At 40.7% G+C, this 17826-nt stretch carries 16 protein-coding genes; all 16 read right to left on the bottom strand.

Going from position 1 to position 17826, the window contains the following annotated elements:
* A partial coding sequence (locus tag AC075L_RS16250) for a Na+/H+ antiporter NhaC family protein (RefSeq protein WP_476387908.1) occupies positions 1-1252 on the bottom strand: 1252 nt, incomplete at its 3' end.
* Positions 1253-1342: 90 nt separating this feature from the next.
* Positions 1343-2197, bottom strand: coding sequence for a YitT family protein (locus AC075L_RS16245; protein WP_022381004.1), 855 nt, complete (start codon positions 2195-2197; stop codon positions 1343-1345).
* Between the two features lie 188 nt (positions 2198-2385).
* Entirely contained in the window at positions 2386-3039 is a 654-nt protein-coding gene (locus AC075L_RS16240) for a zf-HC2 domain-containing protein (protein ID WP_022381005.1), read from the bottom strand.
* Between the two features lies 1 nt (position 3040).
* On the bottom strand, positions 3041-3550 hold the full coding sequence (locus tag AC075L_RS16235) for an RNA polymerase sigma factor (protein WP_022381006.1): 510 nt from the start codon (positions 3548-3550) through the stop codon (positions 3041-3043).
* Between the two features lie 282 nt (positions 3551-3832).
* Positions 3833-8272: a hypothetical protein gene (locus tag AC075L_RS16230; RefSeq protein ID WP_118409672.1), complete on the bottom strand. Its 4440-nt coding sequence runs from the start codon at positions 8270-8272 to the stop codon at positions 3833-3835.
* Positions 8265-9005 (bottom strand): DUF6063 family protein, encoded by a 741-nt coding sequence (locus AC075L_RS16225; protein WP_008705122.1) that lies wholly within the window; start codon positions 9003-9005, stop codon positions 8265-8267. The genes AC075L_RS16230 and AC075L_RS16225 overlap by 8 nt, the downstream gene beginning before the upstream one ends.
* A 5-nt stretch (positions 9006-9010) precedes the next feature.
* Positions 9011-10645: a hypothetical protein gene (locus tag AC075L_RS16220; protein WP_008705124.1), complete on the bottom strand. Its 1635-nt coding sequence runs from the start codon at positions 10643-10645 to the stop codon at positions 9011-9013.
* 114 nt (positions 10646-10759) lie between these two features.
* Positions 10760-11380: a DUF3786 domain-containing protein gene (locus AC075L_RS16215; protein ID WP_008705125.1), complete on the bottom strand. Its 621-nt coding sequence runs from the start codon at positions 11378-11380 to the stop codon at positions 10760-10762.
* A 76-nt stretch (positions 11381-11456) separates the two neighbouring features.
* Entirely contained in the window at positions 11457-12389 is a 933-nt protein-coding gene (locus tag AC075L_RS16210; protein ID WP_008705126.1) for a calcium/sodium antiporter, read from the bottom strand.
* 457 nt (positions 12390-12846) lie between these two features.
* Complete coding sequence (locus AC075L_RS16205) at positions 12847-13827, bottom strand: Wadjet anti-phage system protein JetD domain-containing protein (RefSeq protein WP_008705127.1); 981 nt, start codon at positions 13825-13827, stop codon at positions 12847-12849.
* Between the two features lie 74 nt (positions 13828-13901).
* Positions 13902-14267 (bottom strand): fluoride efflux transporter CrcB, encoded by a 366-nt coding sequence (gene crcB / locus AC075L_RS16200; protein ID WP_008705128.1) that lies wholly within the window; start codon positions 14265-14267, stop codon positions 13902-13904.
* 84 nt (positions 14268-14351) lie between these two features.
* Positions 14352-14813, bottom strand: coding sequence for an NUDIX hydrolase (locus tag AC075L_RS16195; protein ID WP_008705129.1), 462 nt, complete (start codon positions 14811-14813; stop codon positions 14352-14354).
* Positions 14814-14897: 84 nt separating this feature from the next.
* Positions 14898-15563: an energy-coupled thiamine transporter ThiT gene (locus tag AC075L_RS16190; protein WP_008705130.1), complete on the bottom strand. Its 666-nt coding sequence runs from the start codon at positions 15561-15563 to the stop codon at positions 14898-14900.
* Positions 15564-16390: 827 nt separating this feature from the next.
* Positions 16391-17332 carry a helix-turn-helix domain-containing protein gene (locus tag AC075L_RS16185; RefSeq protein ID WP_008705132.1) on the bottom strand — a complete coding sequence of 314 codons (942 nt, stop codon included), beginning with the start codon at positions 17330-17332 and terminating at the stop codon, positions 16391-16393.
* A gap of 150 nt (positions 17333-17482) precedes the next feature.
* Complete coding sequence (locus AC075L_RS16180; protein WP_242832734.1) at positions 17483-17614, bottom strand: hypothetical protein; 132 nt, start codon at positions 17612-17614, stop codon at positions 17483-17485.
* 5 nt (positions 17615-17619) lie between these two features.
* Positions 17620-17826, bottom strand: a 207-nt coding sequence (locus AC075L_RS16175; RefSeq protein WP_476387907.1) for a DUF3784 domain-containing protein, incomplete at its 5' end; no start/stop codon positions are given.

Below are 17826 nucleotides of genomic sequence, written 5' to 3'. Positions count from 1 at the left end.
TGGGATAAAACAATTTCGGCATAATCTGAAATGCAGAAATCTCACCACCCAGTTCGTTCACTGCTGAGATTGCAACCAACATCTGTGCACCATATGGAATCACTCCCTGGAAAACGCAGGAAAAAGTATCCAGTATGGAAGCTGTCTTTCTCGGTGTAATTCCATACTCCTCTGCCATTTCCTTTGCGATAGGGTTTGCCATTACGATCGCCACTGTATTATTGGCAGTGGCAATATCCATAGTTCCTACCAGAAGTCCCATTCCAAGCTGTCCGCCCTTTTTTCCGCGGAAAATTTTATGGATCCAGCTAAGAAGTGCATCGAATCCACCATACTCACGTATCAGCGCACACATGGCAGCTACCAGAATCGCCACCATACAAGTCTCAAACATTCCGGATACACCGGATCCCATATTTTTCAGGATCTCTACAGGTGTGGTATGTCCTCCGATCAGCATAATAAATGCTCCGGATACGATTCCTGTCAGCAATACCACAAACACATTGATCCCAACAATTCCTCCGATCAATACCAGCACATACGGTATTACCTGTGTCAGATGATAGGGCTGGATCACACGGCCCTGGATTTCTGTCTGAAATGACAGGATCAGGATTAAAATCAGTGTAGCAACGGCTGCCGGAAGAGCGATCCAGAAGTTTTCCCTGAATTTGTCTTTCATCTCACATCCCTGACCATTACATGCAGCAATCGTCGTATCTGAAATAAAAGAAAGATTGTCCCCAAACATGGCTCCTCCCATAACAGAAGCCACACAAAATGCCAGATCAAATCCTGATGCTGTGGAAACTGCTGCTGCGATCGGTGTCAGTAGGGTAATGGTTCCCACAGAAGTTCCCATAGCCACAGACACAAAACAGGCAACTATAAACAGCACAGATACTGAAAATCTGGCAGGTATCAGGCTCAGCATACAATATGCAACACTCTCAGCACTGCTTCTTCCCACAACCCCTACAAAGGAACCTGCAGCAAGGAAGATCAGAAGCATGGTGATGATATTTTTGTCCCCCACTCCCTGTGCCATGATCTCCAGTTTTTTATCAAAATCCAGTGCTCTGTTCTGCAGACAGGCAACCAGGATTGCAGCAAGAAATGCTACTACGATCGGCACATTATAAAATCCCATGGGGATTTCCATCACATACTCAAATAAAATGCCCAGTCCAAGGTATAATACAAGAAATACACCAATGGGAAGTAGGGCAATTCCTTTTCCTTTTTTCATCTTTCATCCTCTTTCTACCATAATCTCTTTATGGTTATATAATCACTCTGCTATTCTATCATACCCACAGCTTTCCTGCCATAATATTTCTCACAGCTTGGGCTGATAACGCATATCCGATACATTGTAAACTGTCACAAAGGCCTTTGGATCTTCATGATTAATGTAAGCCATCAGCTTCTGATATTCTGTTTTGTCTACTATCGTGATGATCTCATTGCGTTTCTTCATATTATAGGCACCTGTCGCTTCATAGATCGTCGCTCCGCTGTGCAGGTCTTTGATAATGAATTTACGCAGTTCTTCCTCTTTCTGAGTGATGACGCAGACACGACGTTTAATATTATGGTCAAAGATAAAGTGATCCAGAACTATTCCATTAAAGTATGTTCCGAGAATACTCAGCACCACTGTTTTCTTATCGTATACAAGTGCTGCGGAAAGAGCCACACACATACCGGAAAGAGACATTGCTTTTCCCAGTTCCATGTGGAGATGTTTGTTCATGATCTTTGCCACAATATCCAGTCCGCCGGAGGATGCATTTCTGTTAAAAAGAATGCTCAGTCCTACGCTGACCACCAGGATATAGCACAGCACATCCAGCTCCTGACTGTTGGTCATAGAGCCAAAATCCGGAAATACTTTCTCAAATAATCCGAGAAATAAAGGCAAAACGATGCTGGTGTAAACCGTTTTTACGCCAAATTCGCGTCCGCAGGTGATGAAGCCAATAATCAGAAGTACCACATTCAAAATCATGGTGATTGCAGACAATGATAAAGGTACAAAGTTTGATAACACGATACCAAGACCGGAGATACTGCTTACAGAGGTATGGCTCGGCACCAGGAAGAAATAAACTGCTGCCGCAATGATCGCTACCGCACCTGTCAGGATCAGCGCTTCCTTTATGATATCTGCATAATTTAGTTGTTTTTTCATAGTTAGGTTTCCTGTCTTTCTTTCCATATTCTTGTTCTATTGTAACATATGGGAAGAGAATGTCCATCAGCAATTACAAAAAGAGGCTGCCTTCCATGACAACCCCTTTGTAAATCCTTATAACCTATAGGACTGCTTTAAAATTCACTTTCATATTTTAGAGCGTGTTTGAAAAATACTCTAATATTTTATCCTAACGGCTCTGTATGTTCTTCAGATAAATAAGCCTTCTGTTCTTCCTCCGGAGCTTCCCAGATTGTTGTTGTAGTTCCATCCTTATCTACATATACTTCTTTTATCTCATCTTTCTTCAAAATATCATGAATATGATCATATGGATAAAAAATACAGCTTACATATTTTTCCCACAGGCTCTGTTCAAAATGGATAGTCATTACGCCTGTTTCCCTGTCTAAGGATGTTCTCCAGCGATAATTTCCTTTTATATTTGTTCTATATGTTACTTCATCTTTATTATCCTCAATAATAGTTATCCCTGCATCTTTGTAGCTGATATATGTGACATGTTTATTCATGAACATGAACACTGCCACAAAGCAAACTATGGTTGCTGCTATGGAAAGCAGAATTGTTTTTATCTTTCTTTTCTTTAAAAATTTCCTGAAATTCTTCAGATCATTTGCTTCATTGCTGCTTTCTTTTGTCTGCACTGAAACCTTCATATCATTTTCAAGGTCTGTCTTTGTCTCATGGTATACCCGCTGGCAGATTTCGCAGTTTTGCAGATGTTCTTCTACAAGTTCTTTTGTGTCATCACTTACCACATCATCAATGTATAATGGCAGAATATCCTGGATCACGTTGCAGTTTATTTTTTCCATGTTACTTTTCCTCCTGACTTATCTGTGCTCTTATCATCTGGCGTGCACGATGGTAAGTCACTCTTGCCCATCCTGCACTTTTCTGATAGCATTTTCCGATCTGCTCAAAGGAGAGCTCACCATATATCCGCAGGTGAAATACTTCCCTGTAAGGTTCCGGTATCAGTTCTGCATAGCGTTTGAGATTCCGAACTGTCTCATCCTGCACAATCTGATCCAGTACTGCCGGTGATGTATCCTGCATGGGATCCTGCATTATTTCTGAAAATTCTTCGCCTACATAGATTTTATTTCGTCTGCAATAGCGGAAATATGTATTCTTCGCAATTACAAATAGCCATGCGCGGATATCCTTCCGGCCGTCAAATTTCTCAATATTATTCATTGCCTTCAGGAATGTTTCCTGGGTGATTTCCTCTGCCAGACTTTCATTTTCGGAAAGTGCCCGGATATAGAGAAAGACATCATGGAAATACTTCCGGTAGATTGTTTCGATTTCTGATTTCTCCATTCCTGCTCCTTGTATTTTTTATTATCCTACTGCATCTTTCGGGATTTTTAATAGCCCGGTCTTCTTCCATTGAATGTCTGAACATGATCCTGATTTTATTTCATCTGCATTGAATATTCCAAAATATCGTTTCATGATGATCCTCCTGTCTGCTGTATCATTATTTTATCTGATGTCTTTCTATATAATTAAGTCACAGACAGAAGAAACGTTACAAAAAATAAAAAAGAATCCCCTGCAGTTTGCTTTTCGCAGTCTCTGCAAGGGACTTACCTGATTTAGTTAAAACAACAGCTCCATCTGATCCCCCACTTCAATTCTCGCAGTGACAAGTTCATCCGGTTCTTTCCCTCTTTTGTGTTCGGCTTTCAGGTACTGGGTACCGCCTCTCAGACTTGCAGCGATCAGATTCAGCACATATATATTGTCAAAACGATTATAGATGGACTCTCCGCCCAGACCGGTAAGGCAGATAAGCTGTGTGTTGCTCTTTTTTGCCATATCCATCAGCGGGATCAGCAGATGGGAGGCATTGGTCTGTGCGAACGGGTTGTCCATGATCAGAACCTTTCCCTCATTTTTATCTGCAAAAATGTCCGTATCATCCCGTCTCATATAATACAGAAGGCTGGACAGGATTACAAATGCAGACAGAAATCCTTCTCCGCCTGAGTTTCTGGAAACCTCTTTCCATGTAATCGGATATTCCCTCTGGGCTTCGATCTTATAAAGATGGATCTGTACATTTCCGATTCCTACCACCTGATCATAGAGATTTCTGGTAGTAATACCGGAGCCGAAAAACTCCTGTGCGTTCTCATTTTTCTCGAAAAGTTCCACGCCTTCCATAGTGATCTTATCAATAAAGTCTTCCAGACGCAGACGGTAAAGCCCTGCATTTTCTTCCCAGTCCGGAAGCTGGATCTTTAACATTTTGATATTTCTTTTCCTTATGGTGATGGTTGAATTATGGTCGATTTTTCCAAGGTTACTGTGGATTTCCCGGACATAATCCTCCAGAAGTTCTGTGATACGTTCCTTCTCCCTCTCTACTACAGAAATATCAACCTCCAGCTTCTCCATAAGGCTGTCATAGGACTGCACTGTAGTTTTTAACTGAGTCAGAACACGCACTGCATCATCGGAAAGCTCCAGCATCTGTTCCAGCGGTTTCCTGTAAAAATCATCCTGAAAGCTTTCCATACGGACAATCTTATTCAGCGTGCGCACCAGTTCTTCCTTCTTCTGTCCGGTATCCCGCATTTTCTGATTATAATCCCTGATCAGGATTCCCTTGCAATTTCTTAATTCTTCCGCAGACAGATTCTCCGAAACCGGCTCATGGTCTTCTGCAGCCACAGGAATCAGTTCATTATACTCTGATAAAGCAGTCAGATTCTCTTCATAGCTGCGAAGCTTTCCGCTCAAAAACTCCTCCTGCTTCTTCTCTTCTTCCTTCTCATAAAGAAGCTGATTTTTCCTTGCCTGAAAATCCTGTCCCTGAATCTCATCCTTTGGCAGAGGTTTCTCCATACCGCAGACAGAGTGGATTCTTTTTGTCAGTTCGCTGATCTTACTCTGAGCCACTGCTGCCTTTTTGTCTGCATCATTCCACTGCATATCCTTTGTCTGGATCTTTCTGCGGAAATCTTCCAATACTCCCTCCTGATGTGACTCTTCTTTTCTGTCATAGATCACGCCGGACCACTGTTCAGGCTTTAAGTGATATTTTTTCTGAAGATAATCCAGATCTTCCTTTTCCCTCTGGTAACGTGCGGCAGACCTTCTCTCCTGCTCTTCCAGATTCTTCAGTTCCTGTGAAAGAACAGAGGTGATTGCTTCATAACGTGCTTCCATCTGCTCCGTTGACATGCTGGCAAATCCAAATTGCTGGCTCTGCTGTTTCCTGACCTCATCTGACTCTCTGCTGCCTGCCTCATATGACGCATATCTGGTATATTTTTCATCCAGTTTGTCTTTTTCTCTCTCCAGCATATTCAGATTATGCTCCAGAGTCATTTTCTCCTCCAGAAGCTTTTCCTGTCTGTCCTTTGCAAGCTTCTGGTTTTCCCGGAAACGAGTTTCATCCTTTTTACATTTTTCAAGCTCATTTCGATTATTTTCATAGAAAGCATAATCTTTTTCCAACTGGGAAAAATCTTCCAGACGCTGTTTCTGACGGTCAATTTCCGCAGCAGATTTTATGAGCAGATTCTGCAGCTTTTCATGTGCTGTCTTCAGACTGTCAAGCTCCTGCGCTGCATCCCGGATATCCTTTTCCAGAGATTTTTTCTCTTCCTCAAGAGTTTTCAGAAGCTCCTGGATTTCTTCCCATTTTTCTTTTGTTACAGACTGGTTTTTCAGTGTTTCCTGACGCTGAAAATACTCTGCGTATTCCTTTTTGCGCTGATCTACAGCCTGATTTAGTTTCTCCAATTCTTTCTTTTTCTCCCAGATCATTGCCTGAAGCTTTTCTTCATCCAGGAGGTTTTCATTAAACAGAATATAAAAGCTGATTCCAGGGAAATTTACGATTTTGTCTGTGTACTTTTCCTGAAATTCTTCTATTTTCTCACGCTCTACAATAGGCACAGGGAAGGATGTGCAGACGTTTCTGTCGTTTCGTCCCAGCTTCTCAATTTCCTGTCGGGTAAGGATCAGGGCATATGGCAGAAATGGATTCTTACGGACCAGCATCTGGTTTTTCTTCTGGGAGTATCCGTTCTTTTTCAGCCATTCCATACCATAAACTGTGTGAATTCCCAAATCATCCAGTTCTTTCTCCAGTTCCTCAGGAAGCTCCAGAACCTTTCCGCTGGTAAGGCTTAAATATTCTTTTTCCAGGGAATCCTCTTCCTTTTCCAGATTTCGCCGCAGCTCCTCCAGCTCACGCAGCTTTCGTGCAGAATTCTCCAGTATCCTGTCAGTATCCAGAAGATGGCGTTCCTCCATGTCCAGATATTTCAGGATATTCTTCCTTATTTCCAGTTCATTCTGATAGAGCTGATAGGTATGTTCCTGGTTCTCTGTCTCTGTTTTTTTATGTATCAGAGCCTCTTTCTTATCCTCCAGACTGCGCTCCTGACGGCGGATCAACTCTTTGTCATCTTCCCATTTCTTCTGATTTTCTGTACGTTCCCTTACTGTTTTTTCCAGTTCCTGTTCGTACATCTGGCGACGGATTTCCAGTGTTCCGGCTTCATAGGTTCCCAGAATATTTCGTACTAATTCTTCCTGATACTTGGCATTATACTGGTTTTCCAGACGGGTATAGGATTCAATCCGGCTTTCCAGTTTTCCTTTTTTTCCAAAGCAGTCGCGGATCTTCTCTTCCAGTTCTTCGACTCTATTCGCCTCATCCTGTGCTTCTTTTCCCTTTTTCTGTATATTTTCAGACAGGTTTTCCTGCTGTTGTCTGTTATCCTGAATACGTTCTTCAAAAATGTTTTTCAAGGTCAGGCCAAGTGCTTTTCTCTCCGGTTCCAGATCAGCTCCCTGCTGTCTGGCAACTGCGATTTTCTCCCTGAGAAGATCCAGTTCCCCTTTTTCTTCTGACACAGAATCCTGCTGTCTGGCACATTGGAGGATATGAAGTTTCTTCTCTGTCTGTTCTGCCTGCACCTGAAGATTTTCACGCTCCATATCGATCATATCACGGTTTCCGATATGAAGATTCTTCTCTTCCTCATAGTCATAGACCTGGCTGGAAAGCTCCTCGTATTCTACTCTGGAAAGCTTTTGATCCAGACCTTCCAGCACTTCTTTTGCATGATCATGAGCTTTCTCAGTCTGGCTTAAGAGTCCATTTACATCATGGATAAACCAGGCAATTTTATTCTGCTGTTTTCCTTCCTCTGTCTCCGCATTCTGATACTCTTCTGCCTGAGTCTGAATCCCATTTGCTTCTTCCTTAAACTGACGGATTGTGTCTCTTCGCTTAATTTTGGAACGGTTATCCTTATACTGTCCTGCATATTTTTCCAGAATAGACTGGAACTCTTTAATGCGGTTTTTGTCCTTATTCAGTTTGCTCTCAATAGCCTCGAGAAACCATTTTTCTGTCAGCCCCTTTTCATCCTTGCAGTCCGCAAAAAGATCTGACAGTCCGGATTCCTTCAGATTGATTTTCTTAATAATAGTTTCCCATTCCTTATAATTGATCTGGTATTCCATCAGCTTATTGAAGTACTGGCGGGACTGAGCATAGTTTGTCAGATCATAATAAAAGAACTTCATATCCCTGTCTTTTTTGTAGGTTTCAAAAAGCTGTCTGCAGGAGTTAAAATTCTTCAGGATCATCTCTTTTTTGCCTTTTTCCACTACAGGAAGGTGGTGGATATCCTGAATACAGGGGCTCTGATATTCACTGACAATTCCAATAATATCCAGATTCTCTTTTCTGTCCTCTTCCATATCCTGGGATTTTCTGACCATAAGACCTGTGAGAACATAGCCTGCACCCTGATCCAGTGCCCATTCCACCAAGATAAAGGATGGCTTATTGGTAGTAAAATAGCTTTCAAATAATCGGTCTTTGGTATTGCGGTATTTTGGATGCACAAAGGGCGCTGTCAGCATCTGGACAAGAACAGATTTCCCACCGCCGTTCTGCAGAGAGATCAGTGTGCTTTTTCCATTAAAGTGCAGAGTTTCATCGCTGATACGGTATGCATTGTTATTATAATTCACGTTGATCAGACGCACTACATTAATCTTACTCATCTTTTGCCACCCCCAGTACTCTCAGAACCCGCTGGTAATTGTTCTGGTTCAGAAGATTCCAGTCCATAAAATTATCCAGCTTTCTGGTTGTTTTTATCATCTCATCCTGCACCACATACTCGATCAGTCCCTGTTTCTGAAGGAACATCAGAATATTGTAGATAAAGCCTTCCTTGGTTGTCTTCATCCTGGAACCTCTGTCATCAGACTTCAGCGCCTCGTAAGTTTCATAAAGGATTTTGAAAGAAATCCCAGCAGTATCTTTGGGATTCTTTCCATCTTCCTCCTCTTCAGTGGTAGTCTCTTCTGCTGCCCCTTCCTTCAGACGGGCGGAAAGACAGTTCATAAGCTCTCCCACGCGCATATATTCTCTGGATTTACTGCTGCTTCCCTGTCCGTCAAAGAATTCTACCAGTAGCGTAAGAATCACAAACTGTGACAGATAATAATCCTTGTCCGTTGCCCCGGATTTGCACAGTGTACCTTTAAGCTGCTGCTTGGAAAAGCCAAGGAAATTATTCTCCTCTTTGGGAATCAGATAGATTACATTTCCGTAGCGTTCCACATTGCTTCCCGCAATCTCTCCCTGGGATTTCACCAGATTCCGGATGGATTCTTCCTCTGTATATGCTTTATATAAAAGCTGATCGTCCTCTTCCCGCAGCTCATGATGCTCCAGAAGATAATAAAAAATCTCCTGGCTGGTGCGAATTTCCTCTGCTTCGTATGCCATATCTGTTATTCCTCGTTTCTCATGATTCGGATCAGGATATTGGAACAGCGGATGCTTTTTTTCACGCCATTTTCGCTGAAAACATTGTCAAAGGTGACTGTGCTTCCGTCTTCTATCCTGTATACCTCTATTTTACCAATCTTTTTGTCTGAAAATCTTTCTTCTGAAAGCTGGAGCAGCATTTCGTTGAGCTGAAAATCTGCTGTCTGATCCTGGATAAATTCACTTCGTTCCTTTTTCAGTACTTCCATATTGATCTCTTTATTCCGTATCAGCTCCACCATGATTTCTTTAAAAATTTCAACATTTGGGATCAGTTGCTGCTGCATTTCTTCTGCATTTTTCTCGTTCTCCTGAATGTTTTTCCAGATATCAGAAAGGGAAATTTCACCTTTTTCAGATGCCTGCTCCAGCAGAAATCCCAGACTGCTCTCATAGCGTTTCAGTTTCTGTCTGCGTTTCTCTTCCTGCTCTTTCAGATATGCATCTTCGTCAAAATCCAGCATCTCCTCAGTATCCTCATCCTCATTTCTGACAGACGGTTTCTGATATAATAAGGCTTTGTTCAGGTTATAAACCTTGTCCGGTTCCCGGTTGAACAGCGGTCTTAAAAAATAGTCCAGATTTCCCAGTGCTGACGGATTCTCCAGCACTTTATCATAGAAATCATTGCGCATGGAAAATCTCCGGATCAGGGACATCTGCGACAATGCTTCCAGTTCTCTGGTATAAAGTGCCTTCAGGTCAAAATGACTGCTCAGGATTTTCTGGTGCTCATCAATGGTTCTGTTCAGATAGCTCTCAATAATACGGAGATTCTCAAGGTTCTCCTCTTCCTTTTCGCCCAGACGGCGCACATTGATGTTCTCTTCTTCCAGCTTCTTTACCCTGCTTCGCACCAGTTCCCTGTATTTCTGGAATTTTTCTTTTGTGTCACTGATCGTATCCAGATTCTCCAGAAGGATTTCCTCGTAATCCTTTACTGAATAATTCAGGGCATTTCTGCGGATTTTTCCCATAGCTTCCTGAATCTTCTGAAGCTGGATGCGCATCAGGTTAAAAACATTCTTAATCTCATCCACAGCCTTATCATAGCTCTGTTTTTCCAGATGCATCTGGAAGATCATTTCATGGATGGTAAGCTTCATATTATTTTCTATTTCAAGGGTGGAAAGTATCAGATTGTATCCGTCGTCTGTAAGATAATAAGAAGTTCTGCGAACCTCCTGATCCAGATACACGATCCGGTTCGCCACATAGCTGATATGCATGACATGATAATCGTTCTCTTCAAAATCATAGCCGTCAAAATACATGGCACGGCCTTCATTTGATAAGATCACATTGACAACAAAATCTCCTAATTTTCTGCAGTCATCATAGGAGATTTCTTTACCCAGATACCTGGTATTGATGGTATCAATATAGGCTCCGATATCATCCATAGTACAGTTCTCTTCCCTCAGAGACTGCTCCATAATATAAAGCATTACTGCAAAAATAAGATTCATCTGTTCATCAAATTTCAGAAAGCCAAACTGTTTCCAGGATGTCTTCTGAATACTATTTTGGATAAGAACACCGTACAGGCCTACATTTTTCATTCGTTTTGGAAAATTTTTCAGAAATTCGTATTGCAAAGTTGCCTCCCTTGATTAAATATGGTTTTTACCCTATTGTTTATTTGCGTAACTGCACAAATCCTGTATCAGAAATCTGTAGATATCCCCTCCGAAGGATCGGCTACAGTGTATTCAGCCGATTATCTGCAGTATAGCCTTCAGAAGATCCCCCTGAAGATAATAGGTCGTCTCAAAATGAAGATATGATAACGATACTTTATCCCACAACAATAAGATCTTTGGTGGGAATTCTTCATCCCCATCCCAGAACTGAAACAACACAGAGAACTCCGGAAGAACAGGCATTTCAAATGTCAGATCTGCCCCAGCCAAACGTTTCGTCTGCTTTCCTCCCAGACAGATACAGGCCTGCTTTACCTCTTCCACTTTGCCGGAAAATGCTCTTGCATACTTTTCCACAAAGGGATCTGTTGACGGACTGCTCCCGGCAGTTACAAACCTGCCCACAGGCTGCCACTGCCCGGTAAGAGGAGGCAGTATCTCCTGCCCGGAACAGCAGAGAAAATCATAGATTGTCATAACAACTGTATATTCTCTGCAGTCCGTCCATTCTTCGCCTGTGGCATATTCAATAGCACCGTTTCTGCGATTGATCCGATATTCTGTTTCAATGTATTTCAAATACAGATATTCTTCATCATGTTTCAAACCATATTTCTCTATCAGCTTATCCTGATTATATTTTAAAAACAACTCTCTTCCTGTATATACCTGTTTTTCATAATTATCCATAGTATACTTTATTCCATTTCTTATTTTAATCGAATCAAGTGAGTCCCCTGCGGAGGTTGCGAAAAGCAATTATTCGTTATACCAGACATAAATACAGGAAATATGCGACATAACACAACAGCATAACCACACCACAGGGTTTTCTTAATTCTTTATGTCTGAATGTACCAATCCAGAGTATTACTCCGCACAGAACTGCAATTACAGTATCAATAATAAATTTACTCTCAAACGGCACAGTACAAATGAGTGCTGTTGTACCGATAACAAACAAAATATTAAAAATATTGCTTCCGACTATATTTCCAATGGCAATTCCTGTATTTCCTCTTCTGGCTGCTGTTACTGATGTGACAAGTTCCGGAAGAGATGTTCCCAGTGCAACAATTGTCAGCCCGATAAATCTCTCACTCATGCCAAAATAACGGGCAATCTCCGTTGCTCCGCTGACAGCAAAATCACTGCCCTTTACAACCAGAATTCCACCGATTACCATCAGGAGCATACATTTCCATACCGGATTATCCTTTGCTTCTGCTTCTTCCTGATCGTTCCCTTTCTTTGCCATCACAAACAGATATCCCAGATATATCAGAAACAGTATCCAGAAAATCACACCTTCAATAAAAGTCACCTCTGAACCTGTGATACCAAAAATCAGCAAAATAATTGTTATCACTGTCATAAACGGAATTTCGTAAAGAAGCGTGGATTTTTGAATTGCTACATTCGTAATTACTGCTGTGATTCCCAGGATGATGAAAATATTCAGGATATTACTTCCGACTACATTTCCAATGGTAATACCTGCATTCTTATTTATTGCAGCAGTAATACTGACTGCTGCCTCCGGCATGCTGGTTCCCATTGCTACAATGGTTAATCCAATGATCAACTGTGGAATTCCCAGCTTTTTCGCAATACTGGCTGCACCCTCCACAAACCAGTCTGCACCTTTCACCAGAAACAAAAAACCTGCCAACAAAATAATAACCTGTAAAAACATCATTTCTACCTCTCTTTCTTTTATTACGTACTCACAAAATCAAATATAAAAAGATTCCGGGAATACATTTATTTTGCAGTAGGTATAAAAAAAAGACTCCTACTGCATTCACAGTAAAAGTCTCGCAATTTCATCACTTTCCGAGTTATATGTTTCAATAACTGTCCTGACGAAGAAGTGAACCGAATCTACCCGGCAAGCTACTCCCTTTTCACAGGTATATTCTAACAGACTGTCTCTTAAAAATCAATTATTTTTTATCATAAGATTCTCCATAATCCATAATATGTTACTGTTCACACACCACTATCCCGCGAGGTGTTTTGGCATGAATATGCCAAAATCCCGAGACATACAAGCCAAAATTCTATTGCCGCAGGCAATCTGGAATGAATTTTGGCTACGTTACTGAGAACGGAGTGAACAGTAATGTAGCCTCCCCTCTGTGTCAGAATCTGCGTCAGAAATCTGCAGTATTTAAAATTTCCTGAGGGATATATCTGTCCTTATCCAGAACAGCTTCCATCTTTTTGACCATTATTTCATCAAAACAGGAGAAAAATTGTGTACTGATATTTCTGTTCTGATGCTCCTTTGTCTCCGGAAGTTCAATTATCTGTTCTGCTTTTCCAAGCATAGCCTGATATGCCGGCACAAAAGGAATAATTTTCCATCTGCTGCGAAATTTTTCTGCCAGATTTTCGTATATACCGATGCCCTCATAATCCATATCCCCGAAATAATAAATTGTATTCTTCGGATGTTTCATATAGGGTTCCGCACACAGATCAAAATCCTGAAAAGAACGGATAATACCTTTTCCTGCACCATAAATCAGAGTTCCGATTTCTGCACCAAAAATTTCAGTATGTCCATTCAGAAGATAATTACGCATACTGAAAAAAGGATCTTTATTTTCCAGAATCAGGATATTCTGCGGCGTATTTCTTGTATGTGTATAATATGAAAGGGGCTCTGTTGTCCTGTATACATTCAGAGCCTCCACATTGAGTCCGCAGCGTTTCAGAATCTTCTTTCCCTGCTCTCTGTCCAGAAATTTCTCTCTGTGCCATATTTCAAAGCTTCTTTCATTCAGAGATTCCGCTGTCAGTAAGGCATCTGCATGTTTTTTCAGATATTCATTCAGCATAAGTACCCAGATTCGGTCTTTCTCATATGTATCCGGATGCGCCAGATAATAATCCACGGAAATCATGGTAGAAAAGGTATATTTTATTTCTTCTATATAATTGCTGTAATCCTTCTGTTCTTCTACCATCCAGTATTCGCGATAAAGCGCCGGCTTCTTGCCATTGCTCTTAGAAGCCTTTACAGGTTTTATCTGACCTTTTTCCAGCAATTTCATTATGTATTCATACTGTTCCTGATAGTCAAGATCCTGTCTGGTATGAAGAAGGTCATCCAACGATATTCTTTTCATTGATTAATTTCTCCAGAGTGGGTGAATATTCGTCCCGCCCGCTTAACTTATTGTTTTTTTACGATGGAAGCAGCTTATCTTACAGTAAGATATTCCACTGCAAAAATCGCCAGCACGCCTACCAATACGCTAAGTAATACATAACATAGAGCTATTCCCATATGTCCATCCCGGATCAAATCCGAAGATTCCAGTGCAAAGGTTGAGAATGTGGTAAATCCACCGCAGACTCCCACCTTCAGAAACAAAATCATCCTTGGTGGAACAGACAATTTCGCCGCCAGTACTGTGATTGCTCCGATCACAATACATCCAATCACATTGATACAAAAGGTTTTTACCGGAAAAATCATGGTTTCTCCTGTGGGAATCAGCCCAATCAGGTACCGCAATACTGCTCCTGCAAAACCACCCAGCCCTACTGCCAAACAATTCATCATTTTATCTCTCCAAAATCAAGCGGATAAAATCATCCGCTTCGCTACGCGGCTCTATACCGAATAACTGCTTCGCAGTTTATTCGGTTAATATAAATTTACTTGTTTATCTACGAGTTTTTCCCCTTCATACTGCAATTTTAAAGAAAAAAATCGCTCATCTCCTGAAAGAAGCAAATCCAGAAAAACTCTGTCACCTTCCCATGTGGGAAGTGTCGGCACAACAGCTTTATCTATCCAGTAAAGTTCTCCTTCATTGCATTCTGTTAATTCACCGATATATTCGTTGGCCGTAAACACACACATAAGCTCCGGTTCACATTTATCGCTTATAAATGTAACCAGACCTCGAAGTTTATATGATGTCAGTGTTAATCCTGTTTCTTCTTTCACTTCACGCAAAAGACATTCCTCCGGGGATTCCTGGCCCTCTGCATGTCCGCCGACTCCAATCCACTTTCCCTCATTTATGTCATTGTGCTTTTTTATCCTGTGAAGCATCAGATATTTGCCATTATTTTCTATATAGCATAAAGTCGTTATTGTCATTCTTACACTTCCCTAAACAAAATTACTATACCAAATGTTCTGAGTACCGGGCAACGACACATCCCTGTTGCCAGACAAAACAAACTACTGCAGTGCGGCACGCTTTACCTGGATCAGTGCTTTTGACACCGCAGGTACTGAAATGATGATCACCGTGATAATGCCCTCTGCCAGCAGATAGCTGTAATTGTATAAGATCGGATATACGGCTGTCAGAGATTTTGGGAAATTGTCTGGCATATAGCTCATCCAATAAAGATAACCGCCCAGAGAATGAAAAGCTCCTCTGGCAATTACAGCTATTATGTATCCTTTCAGAAGTCCATGACTCTGTTTTGCAAATAATCCTGCCAGTCCAAGTGCCGCAAATGCAAGTATGTAATCACAGCACACCTGAAAAAATGAAAGTATATAAGGCTCCTGGATAAACTGCAGGATTCCGTAAGCAAACCCAGCCATAATACCAGTTCCGACCCCATACCAGTTTGCGATCAGAACAATAAAAAGCATACTGCAAAGAGTGACGCTTCCTCCCCACGGCAGTTTGAAGATTTTCAGATAAGACGTAATAAAAGCAAGTGCAATAGCTACGGCACAGAATACCAGTTGCCTTGTGGTAAGCTTTTTCTTGTCTGAATTCTTCCCTGCAAAATAAATCGCCAGAAAAAACAAAATGATTCCGGCAATAACTGTAATCACATATCCGGCAGTTGTAAGTCCACCATCAGCAGTTACCATAAAACCAAACATAAAATGACCTCCCTCTTGTTATTAATTTTTGTGTAATTGATTTTATCTGTTGTTCAGATACTAATTTATTATAAGGATTTTATCATTTTTCGTCAATTATTCGTCGCTTACGTTTTTAATTTATTCGCTATTCTTTACAGCCTTATTTTAAACTTTTTACTCAACAGAAAAACCCCGGAAACCTTACGGTTCCGGGGTATCTTACGTTTGGACACAATGTACCTTGCGGTACTCTTAAGATGTTATGCTAAAATTATTCGATAACTGTAGCAACACGTCCTGATCCAACAGTACGTCCACCTTCATGTTTGTGAGGTTCTTAAAATCTCATTATTTTCTGTGATTTTCGTGTCTTTATTGTCCTGTGTTATAGGATTTCTACGCTATATTTCTGTTCTCTTCATTTTTTAGTATCAAAACGGTATCACAGCCAGATTTTCATGAGCTGTCAACTTTCCGGTTGCAGATTCCCACCTTGACTGTTATAATCGAAACATGGGTGCTATCATAACGGTAGGCGGTTAGTCCTTCAGCAGAGGGACTGTGACCCTCTGATTACATAAAAACTCGAAAGAGAATCCACTGGAAAGGAGGGCTAAGCCATGAGTATTGTTGATTTTATTGCAGTAGTGAGCTTCGGCTTAACCTGCTTTGGTCTTGGATATACCTTTGGCAAGGATAATAATAAACCACAAAAATAGCCGCCCTGGTCTGGTAAACTAAGCGGCAATTTTTGTCAAAACATATATCGGACTAACCGTCTATCGGTAGCACTCTTTTTCTATAATCATATTAGCACGCATGTGTGAAAATGTCAAAAATTTTCTTCATTCTTGGTTATTAATCTCCTTGATCAACTGTACTGCCTTCTCTGCATCATCGGTTTTCACGAATATATCCACACCATATATTCCAAATCCAGGTGCCCCATGCATTGCAACATTCGCACCTGCTTCCTGTGAAAAAGCTGCTATTCCATTTTGCTTTAACATTTCTACAAGTTGTTCTGTCTCTACTATATTCTGTGCATTATAAATTTTTGTCCATTCTACCTGAGATAGGGAAATTTCCTTTTTCTCCTGAACATTTGACAAATTCTGGTTTCTTTTTCGATTAATAAATGCCAAGAGCCTAAGAATAATAAATGCCACAATAGTAATACCAATCAGAAATCCCAATGCTAATCGTGTTATCTGTGTTTCTGTAGCTCCCATTCTGAATAAGCATACACCATAGATGACGGTAAAAATTCCTGCACATATCACACTGGTGAGAAAATCTCTCCATATAGTAGCACTTTTTGGCAAACATTTATCCCATATTCCATTGTACACCATAATAGAGGCGTACAGGATTCCTCCTACTAAAGCAGTTGCTGTCTCTCCTAAAACCAAGCGAATATCCACCGTTAATAACATCTGAATAATAATCGCTAACACACTAATCACAAACATTGATGCAAATGCAAGATTTCCAGCCTTTAATGCTTTTTGTTTCACCCATTCTTCATACACCGCAACTTTGTCCAATGTTTCTTTCATCTCTTTATTCATAGTCTGGCTCCTTTCTCCATCCAGGAGCTCTCTCATCTCAACATCGTAATACTCAGCAAGTTGAACAAGTATACTGAGATCTGGCATATTTATTCCTGTTTCCCATCTGGAAACTGTTCTTGCAGATACTCCAAACTTTTCAGCAAGCTGCTCTTGTGTAAGATTCTTTTCTTTACGACATTGCTTTAAAAAAGCTCCAATCTTTTTTGTATCCATATCTCTACCTCTCTTCCACTTACAGCTTACCAATATATACCAAAATTACCACGACATAAAACGAGAATCCGCTAATTTTCAACCGGACATCGTATGTCTAAAACAAATAAACGGTATTTTCACCCCAAAAGCATTCTATTCCTCTATAAATTAACCTTCTCTTTTATGTCTATCCATAAGCAGCAGAATAAACATAACAAACCATATCACCCATGCCATTAAACAACCGATTCCTATATACCAAATATCTATTATCATTCCAGCAATAAAAGGAATTGACATAAACATCATTCTCTTCCCATATGCCTTACACATAGCATTTTCATCATATTTTTTCGTTCTTCTGCTGATTTCATATTATCACCAGACAAGAAGTTAGATGCTTGTCCCTTTGACCTATAAAACCATATTCCAAATAAAAACATAATCACTGCCATTGCAAAGTTAAAAACAATATAGAACATATAATGCTTCCTTTCAGTCGATTCCACAAA

Source organism: Blautia sp. ZXY-1-B12 (genome assembly GCF_056339915.1).
This window is presented reverse-complemented; position numbering and strand designations above follow the sequence as displayed.

What these genes read in the sequence shown, in the direction of transcription:
- AC075L_RS16245 (WP_022381004.1), bottom strand. Translation starts at nt 2,197, where the DNA reads ATGAAAAAACAACTAAATTATGCAGATATCATAAAGGAAGCGCTGATC.
- AC075L_RS16240 (WP_022381005.1), bottom strand. Translation starts at nt 3,039, where the DNA reads ATGGAAAAAATAAACTGCAACGTGATCCAGGATATTCTGCCATTATAC.
- AC075L_RS16235 (WP_022381006.1), bottom strand. Translation starts at nt 3,550, where the DNA reads ATGGAGAAATCAGAAATCGAAACAATCTACCGGAAGTATTTCCATGAT.
- AC075L_RS16230 (WP_118409672.1), bottom strand. Translation starts at nt 8,272, where the DNA reads ATGAGTAAGATTAATGTAGTGCGTCTGATCAACGTGAATTATAATAAC.
- AC075L_RS16225 (WP_008705122.1), bottom strand. Translation starts at nt 9,005, where the DNA reads ATGGCATACGAAGCAGAGGAAATTCGCACCAGCCAGGAGATTTTTTAT.
- AC075L_RS16215 (WP_008705125.1), bottom strand. Translation starts at nt 11,380, where the DNA reads ATGGATAATTATGAAAAACAGGTATATACAGGAAGAGAGTTGTTTTTA.
- AC075L_RS16210 (WP_008705126.1), bottom strand. Translation starts at nt 12,389, where the DNA reads ATGATGTTTTTACAGGTTATTATTTTGTTGGCAGGTTTTTTGTTTCTG.
- AC075L_RS16205 (WP_008705127.1), bottom strand. Translation starts at nt 13,827, where the DNA reads ATGAAAAGAATATCGTTGGATGACCTTCTTCATACCAGACAGGATCTT.
- crcB (WP_008705128.1), bottom strand. Translation starts at nt 14,267, where the DNA reads ATGATGAATTGTTTGGCAGTAGGGCTGGGTGGTTTTGCAGGAGCAGTA.
- AC075L_RS16195 (WP_008705129.1), bottom strand. Translation starts at nt 14,813, where the DNA reads ATGACAATAACGACTTTATGCTATATAGAAAATAATGGCAAATATCTG.
- AC075L_RS16190 (WP_008705130.1), bottom strand. Translation starts at nt 15,563, where the DNA reads ATGTTTGGTTTTATGGTAACTGCTGATGGTGGACTTACAACTGCCGGA.
- AC075L_RS16185 (WP_008705132.1), bottom strand. Translation starts at nt 17,332, where the DNA reads ATGGATACAAAAAAGATTGGAGCTTTTTTAAAGCAATGTCGTAAAGAA.
- AC075L_RS16180 (WP_242832734.1), bottom strand. Translation starts at nt 17,614, where the DNA reads ATGTCAATTCCTTTTATTGCTGGAATGATAATAGATATTTGGTATATA.